General features: G+C 70.8%; 16 protein-coding genes and 2 pseudogenes. 10 read left to right on the top strand and 8 right to left on the bottom strand.

Annotated features, from left to right (window positions below; all coding sequences use genetic code 11):
- Nucleotides 1-356: 356 nt before the first annotated feature.
- Nucleotides 357-941 (top strand): suppressor of fused domain protein, encoded by a 585-nt coding sequence (locus tag ACZ3TS_RS03890; protein WP_467613474.1) that lies wholly within the window; start codon nucleotides 357-359, stop codon nucleotides 939-941.
- A 41-nt stretch (nucleotides 942-982) separates the two neighbouring features.
- Here ACZ3TS_RS03890 and ACZ3TS_RS03885 read toward each other — a convergent pair whose 3' ends face one another.
- The gene (locus ACZ3TS_RS03885) at nucleotides 983-2,245 is read right to left on the bottom strand and encodes an MFS transporter (RefSeq protein WP_467613473.1); all 1,263 of its coding nucleotides are present in this window, start codon (nucleotides 2,243-2,245) and stop codon (nucleotides 983-985) included.
- 170 nt (nucleotides 2,246-2,415) lie between these two features.
- On the opposite strand from ACZ3TS_RS03885, the gene ACZ3TS_RS03880 reads away from it, so the two are divergent.
- The 3 genes from ACZ3TS_RS03880 to ACZ3TS_RS03870 all read left to right on the top strand — a co-directional run bounded on the left by ACZ3TS_RS03880 (nucleotide 2,416) and on the right by ACZ3TS_RS03870 (nucleotide 4,795).
- Nucleotides 2,416-3,057, top strand: coding sequence for a DUF6758 family protein (locus ACZ3TS_RS03880; protein ID WP_467613472.1), 642 nt, complete (start codon nucleotides 2,416-2,418; stop codon nucleotides 3,055-3,057).
- A gap of 118 nt (nucleotides 3,058-3,175) precedes the next feature.
- Nucleotides 3,176-4,042 carry a PHP domain-containing protein gene (locus tag ACZ3TS_RS03875; RefSeq protein ID WP_467613471.1) on the top strand — a complete coding sequence of 289 codons (867 nt, stop codon included), beginning with the start codon at nucleotides 3,176-3,178 and terminating at the stop codon, nucleotides 4,040-4,042.
- Between the two features lie 147 nt (nucleotides 4,043-4,189).
- Complete coding sequence (locus ACZ3TS_RS03870; protein WP_467613470.1) at nucleotides 4,190-4,795, top strand: MarC family protein; 606 nt, start codon at nucleotides 4,190-4,192, stop codon at nucleotides 4,793-4,795.
- Nucleotides 4,796-4,916: 121 nt separating this feature from the next.
- Here the strand turns inward: ACZ3TS_RS03870 and ACZ3TS_RS03865 are convergent, their stop codons facing one another.
- Nucleotides 4,917-5,069, bottom strand: coding sequence for a hypothetical protein (locus ACZ3TS_RS03865; protein WP_331265367.1), 153 nt, complete (start codon nucleotides 5,067-5,069; stop codon nucleotides 4,917-4,919).
- Between the two features lie 247 nt (nucleotides 5,070-5,316).
- Here ACZ3TS_RS03865 and ACZ3TS_RS03860 point away from each other — a divergent pair, with 247 nt between their 5' ends.
- Nucleotides 5,317-6,213: an NYN domain-containing protein gene (locus ACZ3TS_RS03860; RefSeq protein WP_467613469.1), complete on the top strand. Its 897-nt coding sequence runs from the start codon at nucleotides 5,317-5,319 to the stop codon at nucleotides 6,211-6,213.
- On the opposite strand, the gene ACZ3TS_RS03855 is transcribed toward ACZ3TS_RS03860, so the two are convergent.
- Nucleotides 6,210-7,088 carry an alpha/beta fold hydrolase gene (locus ACZ3TS_RS03855; protein WP_467613468.1) on the bottom strand — a complete coding sequence of 293 codons (879 nt, stop codon included), beginning with the start codon at nucleotides 7,086-7,088 and terminating at the stop codon, nucleotides 6,210-6,212. The genes ACZ3TS_RS03860 and ACZ3TS_RS03855 overlap by 4 nt on opposite strands.
- A 131-nt stretch (nucleotides 7,089-7,219) precedes the next feature.
- Nucleotides 7,220-9,343, bottom strand: coding sequence for a DEAD/DEAH box helicase (locus tag ACZ3TS_RS03850; protein WP_467613467.1), 2,124 nt, complete (start codon nucleotides 9,341-9,343; stop codon nucleotides 7,220-7,222).
- 462 nt (nucleotides 9,344-9,805) lie between these two features.
- Here ACZ3TS_RS03850 and ACZ3TS_RS03845 point away from each other — a divergent pair, with 462 nt between their 5' ends.
- Nucleotides 9,806-10,543 carry a ferritin-like fold-containing protein gene (locus ACZ3TS_RS03845; RefSeq protein ID WP_467613466.1) on the top strand — a complete coding sequence of 246 codons (738 nt, stop codon included), beginning with the start codon at nucleotides 9,806-9,808 and terminating at the stop codon, nucleotides 10,541-10,543.
- Between the two features lie 147 nt (nucleotides 10,544-10,690).
- Here ACZ3TS_RS03845 and ACZ3TS_RS03840 read toward each other — a convergent pair whose 3' ends face one another.
- From ACZ3TS_RS03840 to ACZ3TS_RS03825, 4 genes are all read right to left on the bottom strand, one after another.
- Entirely contained in the window at nucleotides 10,691-10,960 is a 270-nt protein-coding gene (locus tag ACZ3TS_RS03840) for a hypothetical protein (protein WP_467613465.1), read from the bottom strand.
- A gap of 282 nt (nucleotides 10,961-11,242) precedes the next feature.
- The gene (locus ACZ3TS_RS03835; RefSeq protein WP_351235243.1) at nucleotides 11,243-11,470 is read right to left on the bottom strand and encodes a DUF3107 domain-containing protein; all 228 of its coding nucleotides are present in this window, start codon (nucleotides 11,468-11,470) and stop codon (nucleotides 11,243-11,245) included.
- Nucleotides 11,471-11,623: 153 nt separating this feature from the next.
- The gene (locus ACZ3TS_RS03830) at nucleotides 11,624-12,268 is read right to left on the bottom strand and encodes a TetR/AcrR family transcriptional regulator (protein WP_467613464.1); all 645 of its coding nucleotides are present in this window, start codon (nucleotides 12,266-12,268) and stop codon (nucleotides 11,624-11,626) included.
- Nucleotides 12,269-12,621: 353 nt separating this feature from the next.
- Complete coding sequence (locus ACZ3TS_RS03825; protein WP_467613463.1) at nucleotides 12,622-12,843, bottom strand: hypothetical protein; 222 nt, start codon at nucleotides 12,841-12,843, stop codon at nucleotides 12,622-12,624.
- Between the two features lie 206 nt (nucleotides 12,844-13,049).
- Here ACZ3TS_RS03825 and ACZ3TS_RS03820 point away from each other — a divergent pair, with 206 nt between their 5' ends.
- The 4 genes and pseudogenes from ACZ3TS_RS03820 (at nucleotide 13,050) to ACZ3TS_RS03805 (ending at nucleotide 18,182) form a co-directional block, all read left to right on the top strand.
- A complete protein-coding gene (locus ACZ3TS_RS03820) occupies nucleotides 13,050-14,129 on the top strand; it encodes an alpha/beta fold hydrolase (protein WP_467613462.1) in 1,080 nt (359 codons plus the stop codon).
- Between the two features lie 821 nt (nucleotides 14,130-14,950).
- On the top strand, nucleotides 14,951-16,105 hold the full coding sequence (locus tag ACZ3TS_RS03815) for a DUF3152 domain-containing protein (RefSeq protein WP_467613461.1): 1,155 nt from the start codon (nucleotides 14,951-14,953) through the stop codon (nucleotides 16,103-16,105).
- A gap of 24 nt (nucleotides 16,106-16,129) precedes the next feature.
- Nucleotides 16,130-16,531 (top strand): annotated as a pseudogene (locus ACZ3TS_RS03810) (ABC transporter permease subunit); the annotation flags it as partial.
- Between the two features lie 29 nt (nucleotides 16,532-16,560).
- Nucleotides 16,561-18,182 (top strand): annotated as a pseudogene (locus ACZ3TS_RS03805) (dipeptide ABC transporter ATP-binding protein).
- Nucleotides 18,183-18,253: the final 71 nt, after the last annotated feature.

Here is an 18,253-nt window from a genome sequence, read left to right as displayed (position 1 = left end):
ATCAGGCAAAACGAAACGAAGTGCTCTTCCGTGGTGCACCGGGGGATCCGAGGCGGGTCCGAGGGAATCCGCGGAATCACGGCGCACATGTGAGAGGTGGCAGCCAGCCAGAGCAGCTACATCAGCGGCCGGAAGAGCGGGTGGTACTGCACGGTCGACTTCGATCCATAACAGCCCCACCTCCTCCGGCCGGTCCCTCGTGAGGGACGATCAACCCCCTGTTGGGGGGTTTTCAGGTGTCGGGATCCGATCGCGACGCTTCTGCGTGCTGCCCGAAACCACCGGCCAAGAGTATCAGCCGACCGAAGTGTCAAGGCGCTGCTTTGCCGGGTACTGACGAGTTCTATGCTCGCCGCATGGCTGATGTTCTTCCTCTGGTCGAGGCCCGGTTGCGCACCGCGCTGGGCGAACCGGACGCTCGCGCAGCGGTCACCTTCCTGGGCACGGACCGCATCGAGGTGCTGCGCTTCCAGGAGGGGGACATCCTCCGTTACGCCACGCTCGGCATGTCCGCCCAGCCGATGACGGACCCCACGGCGACGCTCGCCGGCCCCGTCAAGGGGCCCCGCGCCGAACTCGTCCTCTCCGTCCGTGGCGGCCTCGCCGACACCGACAAGGTCCTTCGCCCGCTCGCCGTGCTCGCCGCGTCCCCGCAGGTCGAGGGCGTGATCGTGGCCCCCGGCGCCTCGCTGGACGTCGGTGAACCGCTGTGGCCGGGCTCCCCGTTCACCTCGGTTCTGGTCGCCGAACCGGGCGGCCTGGTCGAGGACCTGGAACTGGGCGAGCCGCTCGACCCGGTGCGATTCCTTCCCCTGCTGCCGATGACCCCGAACGAGGCCGCCTGGAAGCGGGTGCACGGCGCCCAGGCTCTCCAGGAGCGGTGGCTGACGAACGGGACGGACCTGAGGGATCCGTCCCGCAGGTCCGTCCCGCTGGAGTGACACGGGAGTGAGCAAGCTCACCAACCCGTGGCCGGAACCGGTCAGTTGGCAAAGACGGTGACGCTGTCCTCGCTCGCGTGCCGCGTCTCAAGTTCCTCTGCTTCGTGGGAGAGCACGTTCCGCCGTACGAGGACCACGACCACGCCCAGGGCCGCGGTGACCGCCGCGACCACGAACGGGATGTGAATGTCGCTCCACTCCTCGATCTTCGGCGCGAAGTAGGGCGCGGCCGCGGCGGCGAACCAGCGCACGAAGTTGTAGCCCGCACTGGCCACAGGGCGCGGCGCGTCCGAGACGCCCAGCGCCAGCTCGGTGTAGACGGTGTTGTTCACGCCGATGAAGGCGCCGGACAGGATCGTGCAGACGACGGCCGTGGTGTGGTCGCCGTAGCCGAGTACGAGGACGTCGATCGCCAGCAGAACCAGCGAGCCGCCGAGCACCTTCAGCGAGCCGAAGCGTTCCTGCATGCGCGGCGCCACGATCACCGAGAAGACGGCGAGCAGCACACCCCAGGCGAAGAACACGGCACCCGACTTGTACGGGGTCATGTTCAGTACGAACGGCGTGAAGGCCAGCACGGTGAAGAACGTGTAGTTGTAGAAGAACGCCGAGACGGCGGCCGAGGCGAGGCCGCCGTGGCCGAGCGCCTTGATCGGGTCGAGCAGCGAGGTCTTGCGCGCGGGCTTGGGCTGCTCCTTCAGGAACACCGTGATGCACAGGAAGCCGATCGCCATCAGCGTGGCCGTGCCGAAGAACGGGTAACGCCAGCTGAAGTTTCCGAGCAGTGCGCCCAGCAGCGGGCCGCACGCCATGCCGAGGCCCAGCGCTGACTCGTACAGCAGGATCGCCGCGGCGCTTCCCCCGGCCGCCGCGCCGACGATGACGGCGAGGGCCGTGGAGACGAACAGTGCGTTGCCGAGGCCCCAGCCGGCCCGGAAACCGACGAGCTGTGCGACCGAGCCCGAGGTGCCCGCGAGGCCGGCGAAGACCACGACGAAGGCGAGGCCGAGCAGCAGCGTCCTGCGGCCGCCGATACGGCTGGAGACGAAGCCGGTGACCAGCATCGCGACGGCGGTGATCAGGAAGTAGGAGGTGAAGAGCAGCGAGACCTGGCTGGGCGTCGCCTGAAGGCCCTTGGCGATGGACGGCAGGATCGGGTCGACGAGCCCGATGCCCATGAACGCGACGACGGACGCGCCGGCGGTCGCCCAGACGGACTTCGGCTGGCGCAGGATGCTCCCGGCTCCCGCGTCGAACGGGTCCGCCTCGGCTGCTGGGGCGGGTCCTCCTGTACTGGTGCTCATGCGTGTCCTCGCAGTCCTCATCACGATTGTTGGCGTATACACATATTAAATTAGCTGGGCTAATTAATGCAAGGCGCATCTAGTTTCCCGGTGAAGCGGGGTGGCGGGGCACGCGCCGGACGGGTGATCGTCCTTGACGCGGCGCTGGACGGGGAGGACCGTGGGGCCCTATGAGGGGCGAACCCAGTTGCCCGAAGTGTGGTGGCCGGGTCCGGGCTCCCGGACTCTTTGCCGATTCCTGGCAGTGCGATGTGCACGGCAACGTGCATCCGCTGCAGCCCGTGATCCCGCCCAGCGTCGAGGCCCTCAGCGTCGTGGTGCACCGTGCCAAGGTGCCGGTCTGGATGCCGTGGCCGCTGCCGGTCGGCTGGCTGTTCACGGGCGTGGCCTGTGCGGGCGACGACCGAAGTGGGGGCCGGGCGACGGCGGTGGCCTGCTCGGGTCCGGGGCCGCTCGGCGGGATAGGCGAGCTGATCCTCGTCGCCGAGGAACTGGGGGTGGGCCTCGGTGCGCGGTACGCGGGTATCGATGGTCCGGACCCCGGCCCGTATCTGAATGTCGAGAAGCCGCCGCAGGCGAAGGTGCTGGCCGTCGGCCGCCCCACTCCGCTGTGGCACGTCACCGGCACCCCTGACGACCGTGCGGTCTTCGCGGGCGAGGCCCGCGGACTGTGGCTGTGGGCGGTCGTCTGGCCCGAGCAGACGGGCATGCTGATGTACGACGAACTGGTGCTGACCGATCTGCGGGACGCCGGGGCGGAAGTGGACCTGCTGCCGATCGGGGCGCTGTCGCCGCGCCTGATCGAGCCGTGACGCAGGAGGGGTGGCGGGCGTAGGGGGCGCACCCCCTATGCGGGTGTGACAGGGGACTCCCGAAGCCCGTTATCCTTGAGCGTCCCCCTCCGTCCCGTCACCGCTTGGAGTCCGTGTCGTGCGCATCGATCTGCACACCCACTCCACCGCCTCCGACGGTACGGACACCCCGGCCGAGCTGGTGCTGGGCGCCGCTGCCGCCGGACTGGACGTCGTCGCGCTCACCGACCACGACACCACCCGCGGCCACGCGGAGGCGATCGGCGCGCTGCCCGCGGGTCTGACCCTCGTCACCGGCGCCGAACTCTCCTGTCGGCTGGACGACATCAGCATGCACATGCTGGCCTACCTGTTCGACCCCGAGGAGCCCGAGCTGCTCGCCGAGCGCGAGCTGGTGCGGGACGACCGGGTACCACGGGCCCACGCCGTGATCGCCAAGCTACGGGAGCTGGGCGTGCCGGTCACCTGGGAACAGGTGGCCCGCATCGCGGGCACCGGCTCGGTCGGACGGCCGCACATCGCCTCGGCGCTGGTCGAACTCGGCGTCGTGGACAGCGTCTCGGACGCCTTCACGCCCGAGTGGCTGGCCGACGGCGGGCGTGCGTACGTCCAGAAGCACGAGACCGACCCGTTCGAGGCGATCCGGCTGGTCAAGGCCGCGGGCGGGGTCACAGTCTTCGCGCACCCGGCCGCCTCCAAGCGTGGGCGGACCGTGCCGGAGTCCGCCATAGCGGACCTCGCCGCCGCCGGTCTCGACGGCATCGAGGTCGACCACATGGACCACGACCCGGCGACCCGGGCACGGCTGCGCGGCCTCGCCGGCGAACTGGGGCTGCTCGTCACGGGCTCCTCCGACTACCACGGCAGCCGCAAGACGTGCGTGCTCGGGGAGTACACCACCGATCCCGAGGTGTACGCGGAGATCACCCGGCGGGCCACCGGGGCGTTCCCGGTGCCGGGCGCCGGTGGACTCCGGAGCGCCTGACCCTGCCGTAGTCCCCGCTTCTGCCCAGGCGCCCGGCATTCGCTGCCGCGCTTCCGCCGTCGCGCGCCTCCCGGCGCGCCGACTTCGTCCAGCGGCCGCGGCTCGCCCTCCGCCGTGTGCTCGTCCGTACCTCTTCGCAAGGCCCCCATGTTCGACGTCGCCGTCTTCGGTTCCCTTTTCCTCACCCTCTTCGTGATCATGGATCCCCTTGGGATCACCCCGATCTTCCTCGCGCTCACCGCCGGTCGCCCTCACAAGGTGCAGAAGCGGATGGCCTTCCAGGCCGTCTGCGTGGCCGGCGGGGTCATCGCGGTGTTCGGTGTCCTCGGCCATCAGATCCTGAACTACCTGCACGTCTCCGTGCCCGCCCTGATGATCGCGGGCGGACTGCTCCTCCTGCTGATCGCCCTCGACCTGCTGACCGGCAAGACCGACGAGCCGAAGCAGACCAAGGACGTCAACGTCGCCCTCGTACCGCTCGGCATGCCGCTGCTCGCCGGGCCGGGCGCGATCGTCTCCGTGATCCTGGCGGTCCAGAAGGCCGACAGCGTGGGCACCCAGGTGTCGGTGTGGGCGGCGATCCTCGCGATCCATGTCGTGCTGTGGCTGGTCATGCGCTACTCGCTACTGATCATCCGAGTGATCAAGGACGGCGGCGTGGTCCTGGTGACCCGACTCGCGGGCATGATGCTCTCCGCGATCGCCGTGCAGCAGATCATCAACGGTGTCACCCAGGTCGTCCACGGAAGCTGAGTGTCCGGCAGTCCGCGGTACGCACGGAGCCCCGTACGGCACCTGTGCCGTACGGGGCTCCGAAGTTTCAAGTACGCCCGCGTGATCGATTACGAGGCGGACGAGTTACGAGGCGGACGAGTTACGAGGCGGACGAGTCGGCCGGGCGGATCCAAAGTCGCTGCCCGATGGCCGCGGCTTGCTGAACGATCTGCTTGACGGAGGCGGCGTCCACGACGGTGGTGTCCACGGGCGTACCGTCGACGTCGTCGAGTCGCATGATTTCGAAGCGCATGAGGCTTCTCCCTTCGTCTGGTCATCCTCCAGAGGAGAACTACTGGTGAGGGAGCGCGGGCTTCCGTACCCCCGCTCCTGTTCGGATTCAACGGGATGCTTGTTACAAACATTCCCTACGCTAAGGAAAATTTTCGAGTCGCTAATTACCTGCCGGTAAGGAGGCGGAACCGGAGTCAAGTGCGTCATGGTGCACTGATCGGGGCCGGTTGTGTTCGCAGCGTGACCGCCGGGACAATGGAGGCAGTATGAACGACGACCTGGCGGCGCTCGGCGCCCGTATCGACCGCACGAACGAGTTGCTCCTGCGCATGCTCGCCGAGGTGGCCAAGACGCCCTCGACCCATGCGATCTTCGTCGATGCCGGCTACCTGTACGCGGCCGCGGGACGCCTCGTCGCCGGCACCGAGGACCGCCGGGCCTTCGACCTCGACGCCGAGGGGCTGATCGAGGCGCTCATCGACAAGGCGCGCTCGATCTTCGCGGACAGCCGGCTGCTGCGCGTGTACTGGTACGACGGCGCGAGACGCCGAATCCACACCGCCGAGCAGCAGTCCATCGCCGAACTCCCCGACGTGAAGGTGCGGCTCGGCAACCTCAACGCCAACAACCAGCAGAAGGGCGTCGACTCCCTCATCAGGTCCGACCTCGAGTCACTGGCCCGGCACCGCGCCATCAGTGACGCGGCGCTCATCGGCGGTGACGAGGACCTGGTCTCGGCGGTCGAGGCCGCGCAGGGCTACGGGGCGCGGGTGCACCTGTGGGGCATCGAGGCGCCCGAGGGCCGCAACCAGGCGGAACCGCTGCTGTGGGAGGTCGACAGCCAGCGCACCCTCGAACTCGAGTTCTTCAAGCCGTATGTGACCCGGCGTACGGCCTCGACGTACGAGGCCTCCGCCGCCGCCCGTCCCACCCGCGAGGACGTCCGTTTCGTGGGCGCGCAGATCGCGGCGAAGTGGCTGGCGGCACGGGGCCGGGAGGCGCTGGTGGACCTGCTGCCCGGCCACCCCTACCTGCCCGGCTCCGTCGACCAGGACCTGCTGGTGGAGGCGGAGGGCGTGCTGCAGTACTCGCTCCGGGGCCAGTCGGATCTGCGCCGCGCGCTGCGGGACGGCTTCTGGGAGCACCTGCAGGGGCAGTACTAGGCCGCCTCGAGGAGGCGGCCCCAGAAGGCGGCGAGAGCCTCGGCCGTCCGTTCGGGCTGATCCGTGTTGGGGGAGTGCTCCGCGCTCGGTACGACGGTGCGGGCGGCGCTCAGGCGGGTCGCCATGTCGTCCAGGAGCGGGACGGGCCAGGTGTCGTCCCGGTCCCCGGACAGCACGTGCACGGGCAGGCCGACGGCGGCCAGTTCGGCCACCCGGTCGGGTTCCTCGCACAGCTGCCGGCCCGTGGCGAGCAGCTGGGCGGGGCTGTTGCCCAGCCAGCGGCGGCGCAGGTCCTCCCCGTCCGAGAGCCCCTCGTCGAGGTCTCCGGCGTCGGCGTCCTCCGGCGGTTCCATGGCCTGGATGGCGTCCCAGACCTGAGCCATGTTCAGAACGGCGAGGGCGTCGTGCAGTAGCTTCACGCGCTGCTGCTGGGGTACGGAGATCTGGGCCGGGCCGGAGGCCATGAGTGTGAGCGAGACGAACGGGGAGGCGTCGAGGAGGACGGCGGCGCGGGCGATCTGGCCTCCCAGGGAATGCCCGAGGAGATGCACGGGTGCACCGACGGCGTGCGCTTGCGCAAGCACGTCCCGCGCCAACTCGGCCTGCGCGTACGGTGCCTCGTCGTCCCGGGGGCCGGGGGACTCGTACTGCCCCCGCCCGTCGACGGCGACGGTGCGGTACCCGGCCGCCGCGAGAAGCGGCTGCAGGGCGAGGAAGTCCTCCTTGCTCCCGGTGAACCCGGGCAGCAGGAGAGCGGTCCCCTTCACCCGCGACGTCATCGCGTCGGCCTCGAGTACGGCGAACTCCCCGCGTTCCGTACCGAGCCGGTACGCCCGGACACCGGGGGGCGGGGTGAAGCTGGGGGGACGACTCATGGGGGGAGGCTACCGGGCGGTTGGGACGGGGCGCGGGTGGGACCGGATGACAACACGGTGTACGAAGCGGGAGGAACGCCGATGGCCCGTCCCCGCAAGACGTGGGGACGGACCATCGACCGGGTTTCCTGTCAGCTCTCGGCAGGCTCCGCGGCCTTGCGCGTGCGCCGCCGCGGCTGCGCCTCGTCCGCCTGAGCCGGGATCTCCGCCTCCACGGCCACGGCCACGGCCTTGCGGGGCCGTCGCCGAGGCTCGACGTCGGGCTCCTCGGCCGCTTGCGCGGGGATCGTGGCCTCGGCGCCCACGGCCTTGCGGGTGCGTCGGCGCGGCTTCGCGTCGGCGGCCTCGACGGTGTCGACGGCGGTCTCGGCGGCAGCGGGGGTCGCTTCCGCGGTCTTGCGGGCGCGCCTGCGCGGCTTCGCCTCGGCGGCCTCGGCAGGGGCGACCTCGGCGGTCTTGCGCGTACGCCGCGGCTTGGCCGGCGCCTCGGCCTCGGCGGTGTCGACCGGGGTCTCGGTGGTCTTGCGGGTGCGTCGGCGCGGCTTGGTTTCCGTGGCCTCGGCGGTGTCGACGGCGGTCTCGGCGGCAGCGGGGGCTGCTTCGGTGGTCTTTCGGCGCGGCTTGGTTTCCGTGGCCTCGGCGGTGTCGACCGCGGCCTCCGCGGCAGCGGGAGCCGCTTCCGTGGTTGCTATGGCGGCCTCGTCCGCGGCCTGAGCCGTCTCCGCACTCCTGCGGGTCCGACGTCGGCGCGGCTTCACCTGCTCGGCCGTGTCCACGGCCGCCTCCGCCGCCTCGTGCACCGCCGGCTCCGCCGTTTCGGTCACCGCGGTGACCGTCTCGGCCGGAACCCCGCCGCGCACACGGCGTCGGCGGCGCGGGGTACGCGGCTCCACGGCCTCGGCCGTGTCCGTGTCCGTGTCGGTGGTTCCCGTCACGTCCGGGGCGGTCGGCGTCTCGACCGACGCCCCGTTCCGCGTACGACGTCGGCGTCGTGGCGTACGCGCCGGGCGCTCGCGCTCCGCGGACGGGTCCGAGGAGCGGCGGCCGCGCGGCCCCCGGCCGCCCGTCTCGCCGAGGTCCTCCAGCTCTTCGGCCGCGAGTCCCGCACGCGTCCGCTCGGAACGCGGCAGCACACCCTTCGTGCCCTCGGGGATGCCGAGTTCGGCGAAGAGGTGCGGGGAGGTGGAGTACGTCTCCACCGGGTCGTTGAAGTTCAGCTCCAGCGCCTTGTTGATCAGCTGCCAGCGCGGGATGTCGTCCCAGTCGACGAAGGTGATCGCCGTACCCGACGCGCCCGCGCGGCCCGTACGGCCGATGCGGTGCAGATACGTCTTCTCGTCCTCGGGGGACTGGTAGTTGATGACGTGCGTGACGCCCTCGACGTCGATGCCGCGCGCGGCCACGTCGGTGCAGACGAGCACGTCCACCTTGCCGTTGCGGAAGGCCCGCAGCGCCTGCTCGCGCGCGCCCTGGCCCAGGTCGCCGTGGACCGCGCCGGACGCGAAGCCGCGTCGCTGGAGCTGCTCCGCGATGTCGGCCGCCGTCCGCTTCGTACGGCAGAAGATCATCGCGAGACCGCGGCCCTCGGCCTGCAGGATGCGTGCGATCATCTCCGGCTTGTCCATGGAGTGCGCGCGGTAGACGTGCTGCGCGATGTTCGCGACGGTCGCGCCCTGGTCGTCCGGCGCCGTGGCACGGATGTGCGTCGGCTGGGACATGTAGCGGCGGGCGAGCCCGATGACCGCGCCCGGCATGGTCGCCGAGAAGAGCATGGTCTGGCGCTTCGCCGGCAGCATGTCGATGATCTTCTCGACGTCGGGCAGGAAGCCCAGGTCAAGCATCTCGTCGGCCTCGTCGAGCACCAGGCACTTCACGTGCTTCAGGTTCAGCTTCTTCTGGCCGGCCAGGTCCAGCAGACGCCCCGGGGTGCCGACGACCACGTCGACGCCCTTCCTCAGGGCCTCGACCTGCGGTTCGTATGCCCGGCCGCCGTAGATCGCGGTGACGCGCACGTTGCGCACCTTGCCCGCGGTGAGCAGGTCGTTGGTGACCTGCGTGCACAGCTCGCGGGTGGGGACGACGACGAGCGCCTGGGGGGAGTCGGTGAGGGCCTCGGGCTTGGCACGGCCCGCTTCGACGTCCGCGGGGACGGTGACGCGCTCGAGGAGCGGAAGGCCGAAGCCGAGCGTCTTGCCGGTGCCGGTCTTGGCCTGGCCGATGACGTCCGTGCCGGAGAGGGCGACGGGGAGGGTCATCTCCTGGATGGGGAAGGGATTGATGATGCCGACGGCTTCCAGGGCCTCGGCTGTCTCGGGAAGGATCCCGAGCTCTCGAAAAGTCGTAGTCAGGGTGCTGCCTCTTCTGTGTGCGCGATGCGAGGCGAGCGCGGGGGTCGTGACCGTGTGGATGGCGTCGGCCTGCTTGGGGGACGGGCCTGTGGCACGGGACCACGCCGACGCTCGAGCGCTCGTACCGCTGAGGGTCCCTCCGGATGCCGTACGCACTGTGCCGTACGGACAGGGAGAGCTGTCGGGTCGGAGCCGATCGGGCCACCGACCGGGCATCCTCATACGTGCGGCCCGTCGAATATTCGGCAGGCGCATTACCACCATACCCCGGAATCACGCACATGTGATGGCCGATTCGGTCACGTAGCCGTCGTCACAGTGATTGACCAGGGACTTCCGCGGGGCGGTGAGCGGGCTATTGTGCGCTTCATGACGACGCCTGACAACGCCCCCGACGCCTCCGCCGAACCCACCTCGGTCGCCGCCCAGGACTGGGCGAAGGCCTCCGTCGACCCCCAGTACCGTGCCGCGGTCGTGGATCTCCTCGGCGCGCTCGCCTACGGCGAGCTGGCGGCGTTCGAACGGCTCGCGGAGGACGCGAAGCTCGCTCCCACGCTCACGGACAAGGCGGAGCTGGCGAAGATGGCGTCCGCCGAGTTCCACCACTTCGAGCGGATCAGGGACCGGCTCACCGAGATCGGGGTCGGGCCGACGGAGGCGATGGACCCGTTCGTCACGGCATACGACAGCTTCCACAAGCAGACGGCGCCCTCGGACTGGCTGGAGGGGCTCGTCAAGGCGTATGTGGGCGACTCGATCGCCAGCGACTTCTACCGGGAGGTCGCGGCTCGGCTCGACTCCGACACGCGCGGGCTCGTCCTCGCCGTGCTCGACGACACCGGGCACGCCAGCTTCGCCGTCGAGAAGGTGCGGGCCGCGATCGACGCCGACCCGCGCGTCGGCGGGCGGCTCGCGCTGTGGGCGCGGCGGCTGATGGGCGAGGCCCTGTCGCAGTCGCAGCGCGTGGTCGCGGAGCGGGACGCGCTGTCGACGATGCTTGTGGGCGGCGTCGCGGACGGCTTCGACCTCGCCGAGGTCGGCAAGATGTTCTCGCGGATCACCGAGGCGCACACAAAGCGGATGGCGGCCCTGGGGCTCGCCGCCTGATCAGCGGGCCGCGGGCCCGTCAGTGCGGTTGCCGCTGCCTTCCGGGGCGCGATCGTGGGCCGGCGGCCCACCGCGGCCGATGCCATCGGGCCGCCCGGGGTGTCTCGTCAGGGGTGCCCCGGGCGCCGCCGTGCCCGGCGTCTGGCCTCAGGCCGTCGCCGATCGGCGGCGAAATCTTTCCGCGGGACGCAACAGCAGTGACAGTGAGGCAGCGGCGAGGACCAGAGCGCCGATGAGGATCACCAGAAGGCTCCCCGCACCCAGCGCGCTGTGGGTGACGAACGCCCCGAAGAGAGCTCCGGCAACGCCGGTCGACAGCACCAGGGGGCGGGTCGGCAGCCGGTGGGGCAGCCGATGCGTGGCCGCCCAGGCCAGCGCGAGCCCGAGGACGGCGGAGCCGAGCGCTTCCAAGAGCATGACGAGTTTCCTCCCGCACGGCTGCTGCCTGGGCAAATCGGTCGTAGCCGGTACTACCCGCAGCGCGCGGAAGACAATCCTCCCCTGTGCGGGGGATGTGCTCCATCTGTGCGCGTGCGGCCTGGGAACGCGCCGGAACGGGTCAGCGGAACGGAGCAGTGGAACCGGAGCAGTGGAACCGGAGAAGCGGAACCGGAGAAGCGGAACCGGAGAAGCGGAACCGGAGAAGGGAAGGGGCCCGGTGGTGTGTCCCACCGGGCCCCTTCTCCGCTTCGTCCGGAACTACAGCGTGCCGAAGCCCACCTTGCGCGGGGCCGGCTCGCCGATCTCCACGTACGCCAGACGGTCGGCCGGGACGAGAAGCTTGCGGCCGTGCTCGTCCACGAGGCTCAGCAGCTGCGACTTGCCGGCCAGCGCCTCGGCCACGACGCGCTCGACCTCCTCGGCACTCTGACCGCTCTCCAGAACGATCTCGCGGGGCGCGTGCTGCACGCCGATCTTGACCTCCACGGCTTTGTCCCTCCGACGGTCAGTGATGTGCGCGGCCGTCCGCGCCGTACCCGCACACATTAGCCCGGTGAGGGGACGTACACGCTCCGCTCCAGAACGCCAGAAGCGAACAGTCGCCGGGAACAAAACCGCAGTACGTCTCGTCGGCCGCGCTCAGTGGTGCTGTTCGCTGCCGTGCAGCGGGAATCCGGCGATGCCGCGCCAGGCCAGGGAGGTCAGCAGCTGCACCGCCTGGTCACGCGGCACGCTGCGGTCGCTGTGCAGCCAGGAGCGCGCCACGACCTGGGCGAGGCCGCCGAGCCCTGAGGCCAGGAGCATCGACTCGGCCCGCGACAGCCCGGTGTCCTCGGCGATGACGTCGCAGATCGCCTCCGCGCACTCAATCGTGACCTTGTCGACGCGCTCGCGCACCGCGGGCTCGTTCGTCAGGTCCGACTCGAACACCAGTCGGAACGCGCCGCCGTCGTCCTCGACGTACGCGAAGTAGGCGTCCATGGTGGCCCGTACGCGCTGCTTGTTGTCGGTGGTCGACGCGAGCGCGTTCCGCACGGCCTGCAGCAGGGCCTCGCAGTGCTGGTCCAGCAGGGCAAGATACAGGTCGAGCTTGCCCGGGAAGTGTTGGTAGAGCACCGGCTTGCTGACGCCGGCGCGCTCGGCGATGTCGTCCATCGCGGCCGCGTGGTAGCCCTGCGCCACGAATACTTCCTGGGCGGCGCCCAGCAGTTGGTTCCGTCGGGCACGGCGCGGCAGGCGAGTGCCCCGCGGGCGTGCCGCCTCTGTCTGCTCGATGGCTGTCACGCCGCCTCCCAAAATCGTCCACATGCGGTGTGCGCCGCGCCGCCATCGTACTTTTCGGTAACCCGGGTGTGCGCGGTGCGAGCGCAGAATTTCACGGACCGGACGGTGACGAAAGCCCCCCAGAGGGCGCTGAACGGGGGCAGGGCGGGCGAAAGGGTGCCCTGGCGCCGGACGGCGGCACACGGCCTCTTGCCTCGCACACTTGCTTACCCGAGGTGATCCCTTACCCGAGGTGGTGCCCTACCGACGGGGATGCCTTACGCGAGGTGGTGCCCTACCGACGGGGATGCCTTACGCGAGGTGGTCGTCGTCCTCGTACCTAGCCGATCTCGTACCCCGCCGATGCTCACCGCTCACTGGTATTCGTCCTCGTCGATGTGCACGATGCGCTTCTGTTCCACGAGGTCCGCTTCGTTGGCGCGCAGGATCTCCTCCTCGGTCAGGGGTTCGTCCCGCGCCGGGGCGAGATCCGCGAGCTGTTCGGCGACGTCGTTCTCCGGGGCCTCCACGTCGATGTCGACTGCCTCGGGCTCTTCGTCCTCGAACGTCTCGGGATCAGTGGGGTCTACGGCCATGGTGGGCTCCCTTCCTAGAACTCCTGGAACGTCCCTGAAAGAGGCAGGGTCCACACGCGGGTGCCCTGCTATGAGCCTAGGAGACACGCGATCCGGACGCTATGTGTGGTGACGAGCCTGCTTCGGGGCGGCGCCGGGCCGCCGCCGTCGCGTGCTGTGACGGCGAACACATGAGCCAGTGCGTGATCGTCTCGTAACATTGCCGCATGTCTTCGACCGAGCTGCCGTCCGTCGCGGCCTCCAATGTGCTCCCGAAGGTCGCGCCCGTCAGGGTCGCGGAGGGGGAACGGCTCAGGTCGGTGGGGCTGCCGGGGATCACGCTGACGGTGCGGTGGAGGCCGCCGGAGCGCGAGGGACTGCCGCCCGCCTTGTACATCCACGGACTCGGTGGTTCGTCCCAGAACTGGTCGGCGCTGATGGCGCTGGTCGACGGGCTCGTCGACAGCGAGGCCCTCGATCTGCCGGGCTTCGGCGACTCGCCGCCGCCGGACGACGGCAACTACTCCGTCACCGGACACGCCCGCGCGGTCATCCGCTATCTCGACGCGGCCGGGCGTGGACCCGTGCACCTGTTCGGCAACTCGATGGGCGGTGCCGTCGCCACGCGCGTGGCGGCCGTTCGCCCCGATCTGGTCCGCACGCTCACACTCGTCTCACCCGCGCTCCCGGAGATCTTCATCCAGCGCGGCGCCGTTCCGACGGGGCTGCTCGCGCTGCCCGGCATCGCCGCCCTGTTCACCCGGTACACCAGCCAGTGGACCGCCGAGCAGCGCGTCCGGGGGGTCATGGCGTTGTGTTACGGCGACCCCGGGCGCGTCACGCCCGAGGGCTTCCGCAATGCCGTCGAGGAGATGGAGAGACGGCTGCGGCTGCCGTACTTCTGGGACGCGATGGCGCGCTCGGCGCGCGGGATCGTGAACGCGTACACGCTGGGAGGTCAGCACGGGCTGTGGCGCCAGGCGGAACGGGTCCTCGCGCCCACACTGCTGGTGTACGGCGGCCGGGACCAGTTGGTGTCTTTCCGCATGGCCCAGCGGGCGGCGCGCGCCTTCCGCGAATCCCGGCTGCTGACTCTGCCGGAGGCGGGGCACGTCGCGATGATGGAGTACCCCGAGGTGGTGGCCACGGCCTTCCGTGAACTGCTCGAGGACAGGGGCGAGTTGCCCGACAGGGCGGGCGTACCTTCGAGGGGCCGCGACGGCCGCGGTGGCCGTACGGGTGAGCGGTCCGACGGCAGGCACTCAGGGACGACGGGCGAGTCCGGCATCGCCGGCGCGGAGAGCTGAGGCGCGGCGTGGGACGGCACAGCCGCAAGGGGCGGGGCGACAGGACGAAGACGGACACGGGCGCGGTGCCGGCCATATCGGCGACCGCGGCGTCGGCGCGCGCGTCGGCATCCCGGGACTCGCCGGCGCGCGGTGCGTCGGAGTGGCGGGACTCGTCGGCGCGTGGCGCGTCGGTACCGCCACCGCGAGAGCCGTCGGCACGAGGTGCGGCGACTCCCGCGGATCTGTCGGCCTACGGCCCGCAGGCGTCGGCGACAGCGCCGGCGGAGGCGGTCGTCGGCCGCCGTGCCCCGATGGGTGGGACTCCGCCCCGGGGCGTTTCGCGCCACACCGACGGGACGCCGGCGCACGGCGTCCCGCGTTATGTGCCGGGGACGCCTCCCGGAGGCGCTCCGCGTCCTGCGGACGGCACGCCCGCCCATGGCATCCCTCGCGCCACTGGCGGGACTCCGTCCCGCGGAGTACCCCGTTTCACGGACGGCACACCCGCACAGGGCGTCCCCCGCCTCGCCGACGGGACCCCGGCGCAGCGTGCCCCGCGGCCGGGCGACGGGACTCCGGCTCGTGGTGTGCCGTGTTTCGGCGAGGGGACTCCTGCTCATGGCGTGCCCCGCTTTGTTGACGGGACCCCGGCGCAGCGTGCCCCGCGGCCGGGCGACGGGACTCCGGTTCGTGGTGTGCCGTGTTTCGGCGAGGGGACTCCTGCTCATGGCGTGCCCCGCTTTGTTGACGGGACCCCGGCGCAGCGTGCCCCGCGGCCGGGCGACGGCACTCCGGTTCGTGGCGTGCCGGGTTTTGCCGACGGGATTCCTGCTAACGGTGTGCCCCGCGTTCCTGACGGCACCCCCGCTCACGGATCCCACCAAGTCCGTGGCGGTCATCCCGAGCAGCATGAATCCGGCGGTGGCTGGGGCGAGTTCGGGGGCGGGACGGCGCCCACGGCGGCGCCGCAGGCCGCGCCCCCCGGTCGTCCCGTACGCCGTATCCCCCATCAGCGGTCGCAGCCCGGCGGGCCCCGCCAGGAGTACCTCGACGCCTTCGACGAGGACGACGACGTCTTCGCGCCCCGCCGCAACGGTGCCGCCGTCTCCGTCCCCGCTCCCCTCACCGACGACCGCGGTACCGGTGACGCGTCGGCGACCGAGACCGAAGACGCGGCGCACAAGGCGAACGGCAAGGGGCGTGCGTTCACCGGTATCGCGGCCGCCGCCGTCATCACCGTGCTCGCCGTCGTCGTCGCCGGCCAGGTCGCCGACGGGCGGGGCAACACCGTCGCGCAGTCTCCGCCCGCCACCGACGAGGCCCGGGAGACCCACGGCTCCGCCACCCGCGGCAACGGCCGCCCGACCCCCTCCACCTCGCCCAGCGCGACGCCGCTGACGTACGCGCAGGCGATGGACAAGAAGTTCCCGCTCAGCGCCACGCTGAAGGGCCCGGGGAAGTTCTACGCGGTCCCCGGCTTCGCCAAGGCGCCGGGCACCGGGCGGAAGTACACCTATCGCGTCGACGTGGAGAAGAGGCTCGGCCTCGACGGCGAACTGTTCGCGCAGGCCGTACAGAAAACCCTCAACGACGACCGCAGCTGGGCCCACGACGGCGCCCGCGTCTTCGAGCGCGTGTACTCCGGAAAGCCCGACTTCGTGATCACGCTCGCCAGCCCCGGCACCACCGCCGCCTGGTGCGCCAAGTCCGGCCTCGACACCACGGAGGACAACGTCTCGTGCGACTCGGCGTCCACCGAGCGTGTGATGATCAACGCCTACCGCTGGGCGCAGGGCTCCACGACGTACGGCGACGAAATTCACGCCTACCGTCAGATGCTGATCAACCACGAGGTCGGCCACCGCCTCGGCTACGGCCATGTCACCTGCGACAAGGACGGCCAGCTCGCGCCTGTCATGCAGCAGCAGACGAAGTTCCTCGACCACGACGGAATCCACTGTCTGCCCAACCCGTGGCCCTACCCCGGGAGTTGACGGGCAGCGCTCTCGTCACATTGACTGCTGCCCTGGCTGTCGCTCGCCCTGATCGAGGCCGCCTCGTTCGCCCGTCTGACCCGGGCCGCGATGCTGGAGACCCTCGCCGAGGACCACATACGGACCTTCCGGGCCTACGGCGTCGGCGAGCGCTCGGTCATCGGGCGACACGCACTGCGTGGCGCGCTCGCGCCGGTCATCGCGCTGAACGCCAACAACTTCGGCTCGGCCGTCGGCGGCGCGGTGCTCACCGAGACGCTCTTCGGCCTGCCCGGCATCGGACAGGAACTGGTGCACGCGGTGGCGGTCGTCGACCTCCCGGTCGTCGTCGGCATGGTCCTGGTCATCGGCTTCTTCGTGGTCATCGCCAACGCCGTCGCGGATGTGCTGTACGCGGTGGCCGACCGACGGGTGGTACTGACGTGAGCGACTCCAAGGCTGCTACGACACCGCTGGTGGAAGTGACCAGCCTCTCGGTCGAGTTCGGCGACGTGCGCGCCGTCGACGGCCTCTCCTTCCAACTGGCCAAGGGAGCCGCACTGGGGCTGGTCGGCGAGTCCGGCTCGGGCAAGTCCACCGTCGCGTCCGCCCTGCTGGGGATGCACCGCGGCACGGGTGCCAGGGTCGGCGGCTCGATCCGCGTCGCCAGAACCGACGTGGAAGAGGCGTCCGACGAAGAACTGCGGCGCCTGCGTGGCGGAAAGGCCGCGATGGTGTTCCAGGACCCGCTGTCGTCCCTGGACCCGTACTTCGCGATCGGCGACCAGATCGCCGAGGTGTACCGGACGCACACGCGCGCGTCGCGTCGTGCGGCACGCGCGCGTGCCGTCGAAGTGCTGGACAGGGTGGGGATTCCGGACGCGGTACGGCGGTCCCGCTCGCGTCCGCACGAGTTCAGCGGCGGTATGCGTCAACGCGCCCTGATCGCCATGGCACTCGCCTGCGAGCCCGAGCTGCTGATCGCCGACGAACCGACCACAGCGCTGGACGTGACCGTCCAGGCCCAGATCCTCGACCTGCTGCACACCCTGCGGGAGGAGACCGGGATGGGGCTGCTGCTGGTCACGCACGACGTGGGCGTCGCCGCCGAGAGCGTCGACGAGGTGCTCGTCATGCGGCACGGCAAGGCCGTCGAACACGGCGCGGTCGCCACCGTGCTGGGGGAACCCCACCAGGAGTACACGCGGAAACTGCTGGGCGCGGTGCCGCGCGTGGACGTGCCCAGGATCTCCGCGGGCGCCGCCTCGGACGAGGTCGTCGTCGAGGCGGTGGGCCTGCGGCGCGAATTCGGCCGCGGCAGGCGGAGCTTCGCCGCCGTGGACGACGTGTCGCTGACGGTCCGGCGCGGTGAGACCCTCGGCATCGTGGGCGAGAGCGGCAGCGGGAAGACCACCCTGGGGCGCATGCTGGTCGGCCTGCTGGAGCCCACGGCCGGCGAGGTCCGCTACGAGGGCGGCGTGCGGTCCGGGGTGAGCCCGGCCGTGCAGATGGTCTTCCAGGACCCGGTCTCCTCCCTCAACCCCAGGCGCAGCGTGGGCGAATCGATCGCCGACCCGTTGCGGGCCCGCGGGATGGGGGTCCCCCCGCTCGAGCGAAGCCGAGAGCGGGGGAGCGACGAGCAGCGCGTCCGACGGCGCGTGCGGGAACTGCTCGAGCGCGTGGGGCTCGAAGGGGCGCACTACGACCGCTACCCGCACGAGTTCAGCGGCGGCAGCGTCAGCGCGTCGGCATCGCGCGTGCGCTGGCCGCCGATCCGCGTGTCATCGTCTGCGACGAGCCGGTCTCGGCGCTCGACGTCACCACCCAGGCCCAGGTCGTCGCCCTGCTCGGCGAGTTGCAGCGCGAACTCGGACTCGCGCTCGTCTTCGTCGCGCACGACCTCGCCGTCGTGCGCGAGGTCAGCGACCGGGTCGCGGTGATGCGCCGCGGAAGGATCGTCGAGTACGGTCCCGCCGACGAGGTGTACGAGTCGCCCCAGGATCCCTATACGAAGCAGCTCCTGGCCGCGGTACCGGCTCTCGATCCGGCGGTCGCGGCCCAACGGCGCACCGCACGCAAGGAGTTGGCGGCTGTGTGAGGGGCCGTCCCGGGGCGGTCGGCCCGCGGAGCCGCGCCTGCGACGGAACGTGATCTCTTGATGTCTTAGCG

Source organism: Streptomyces sp. NPDC022910 (assembly GCF_055561075.1).
This window is presented reverse-complemented; position numbering and strand designations above follow the sequence as displayed.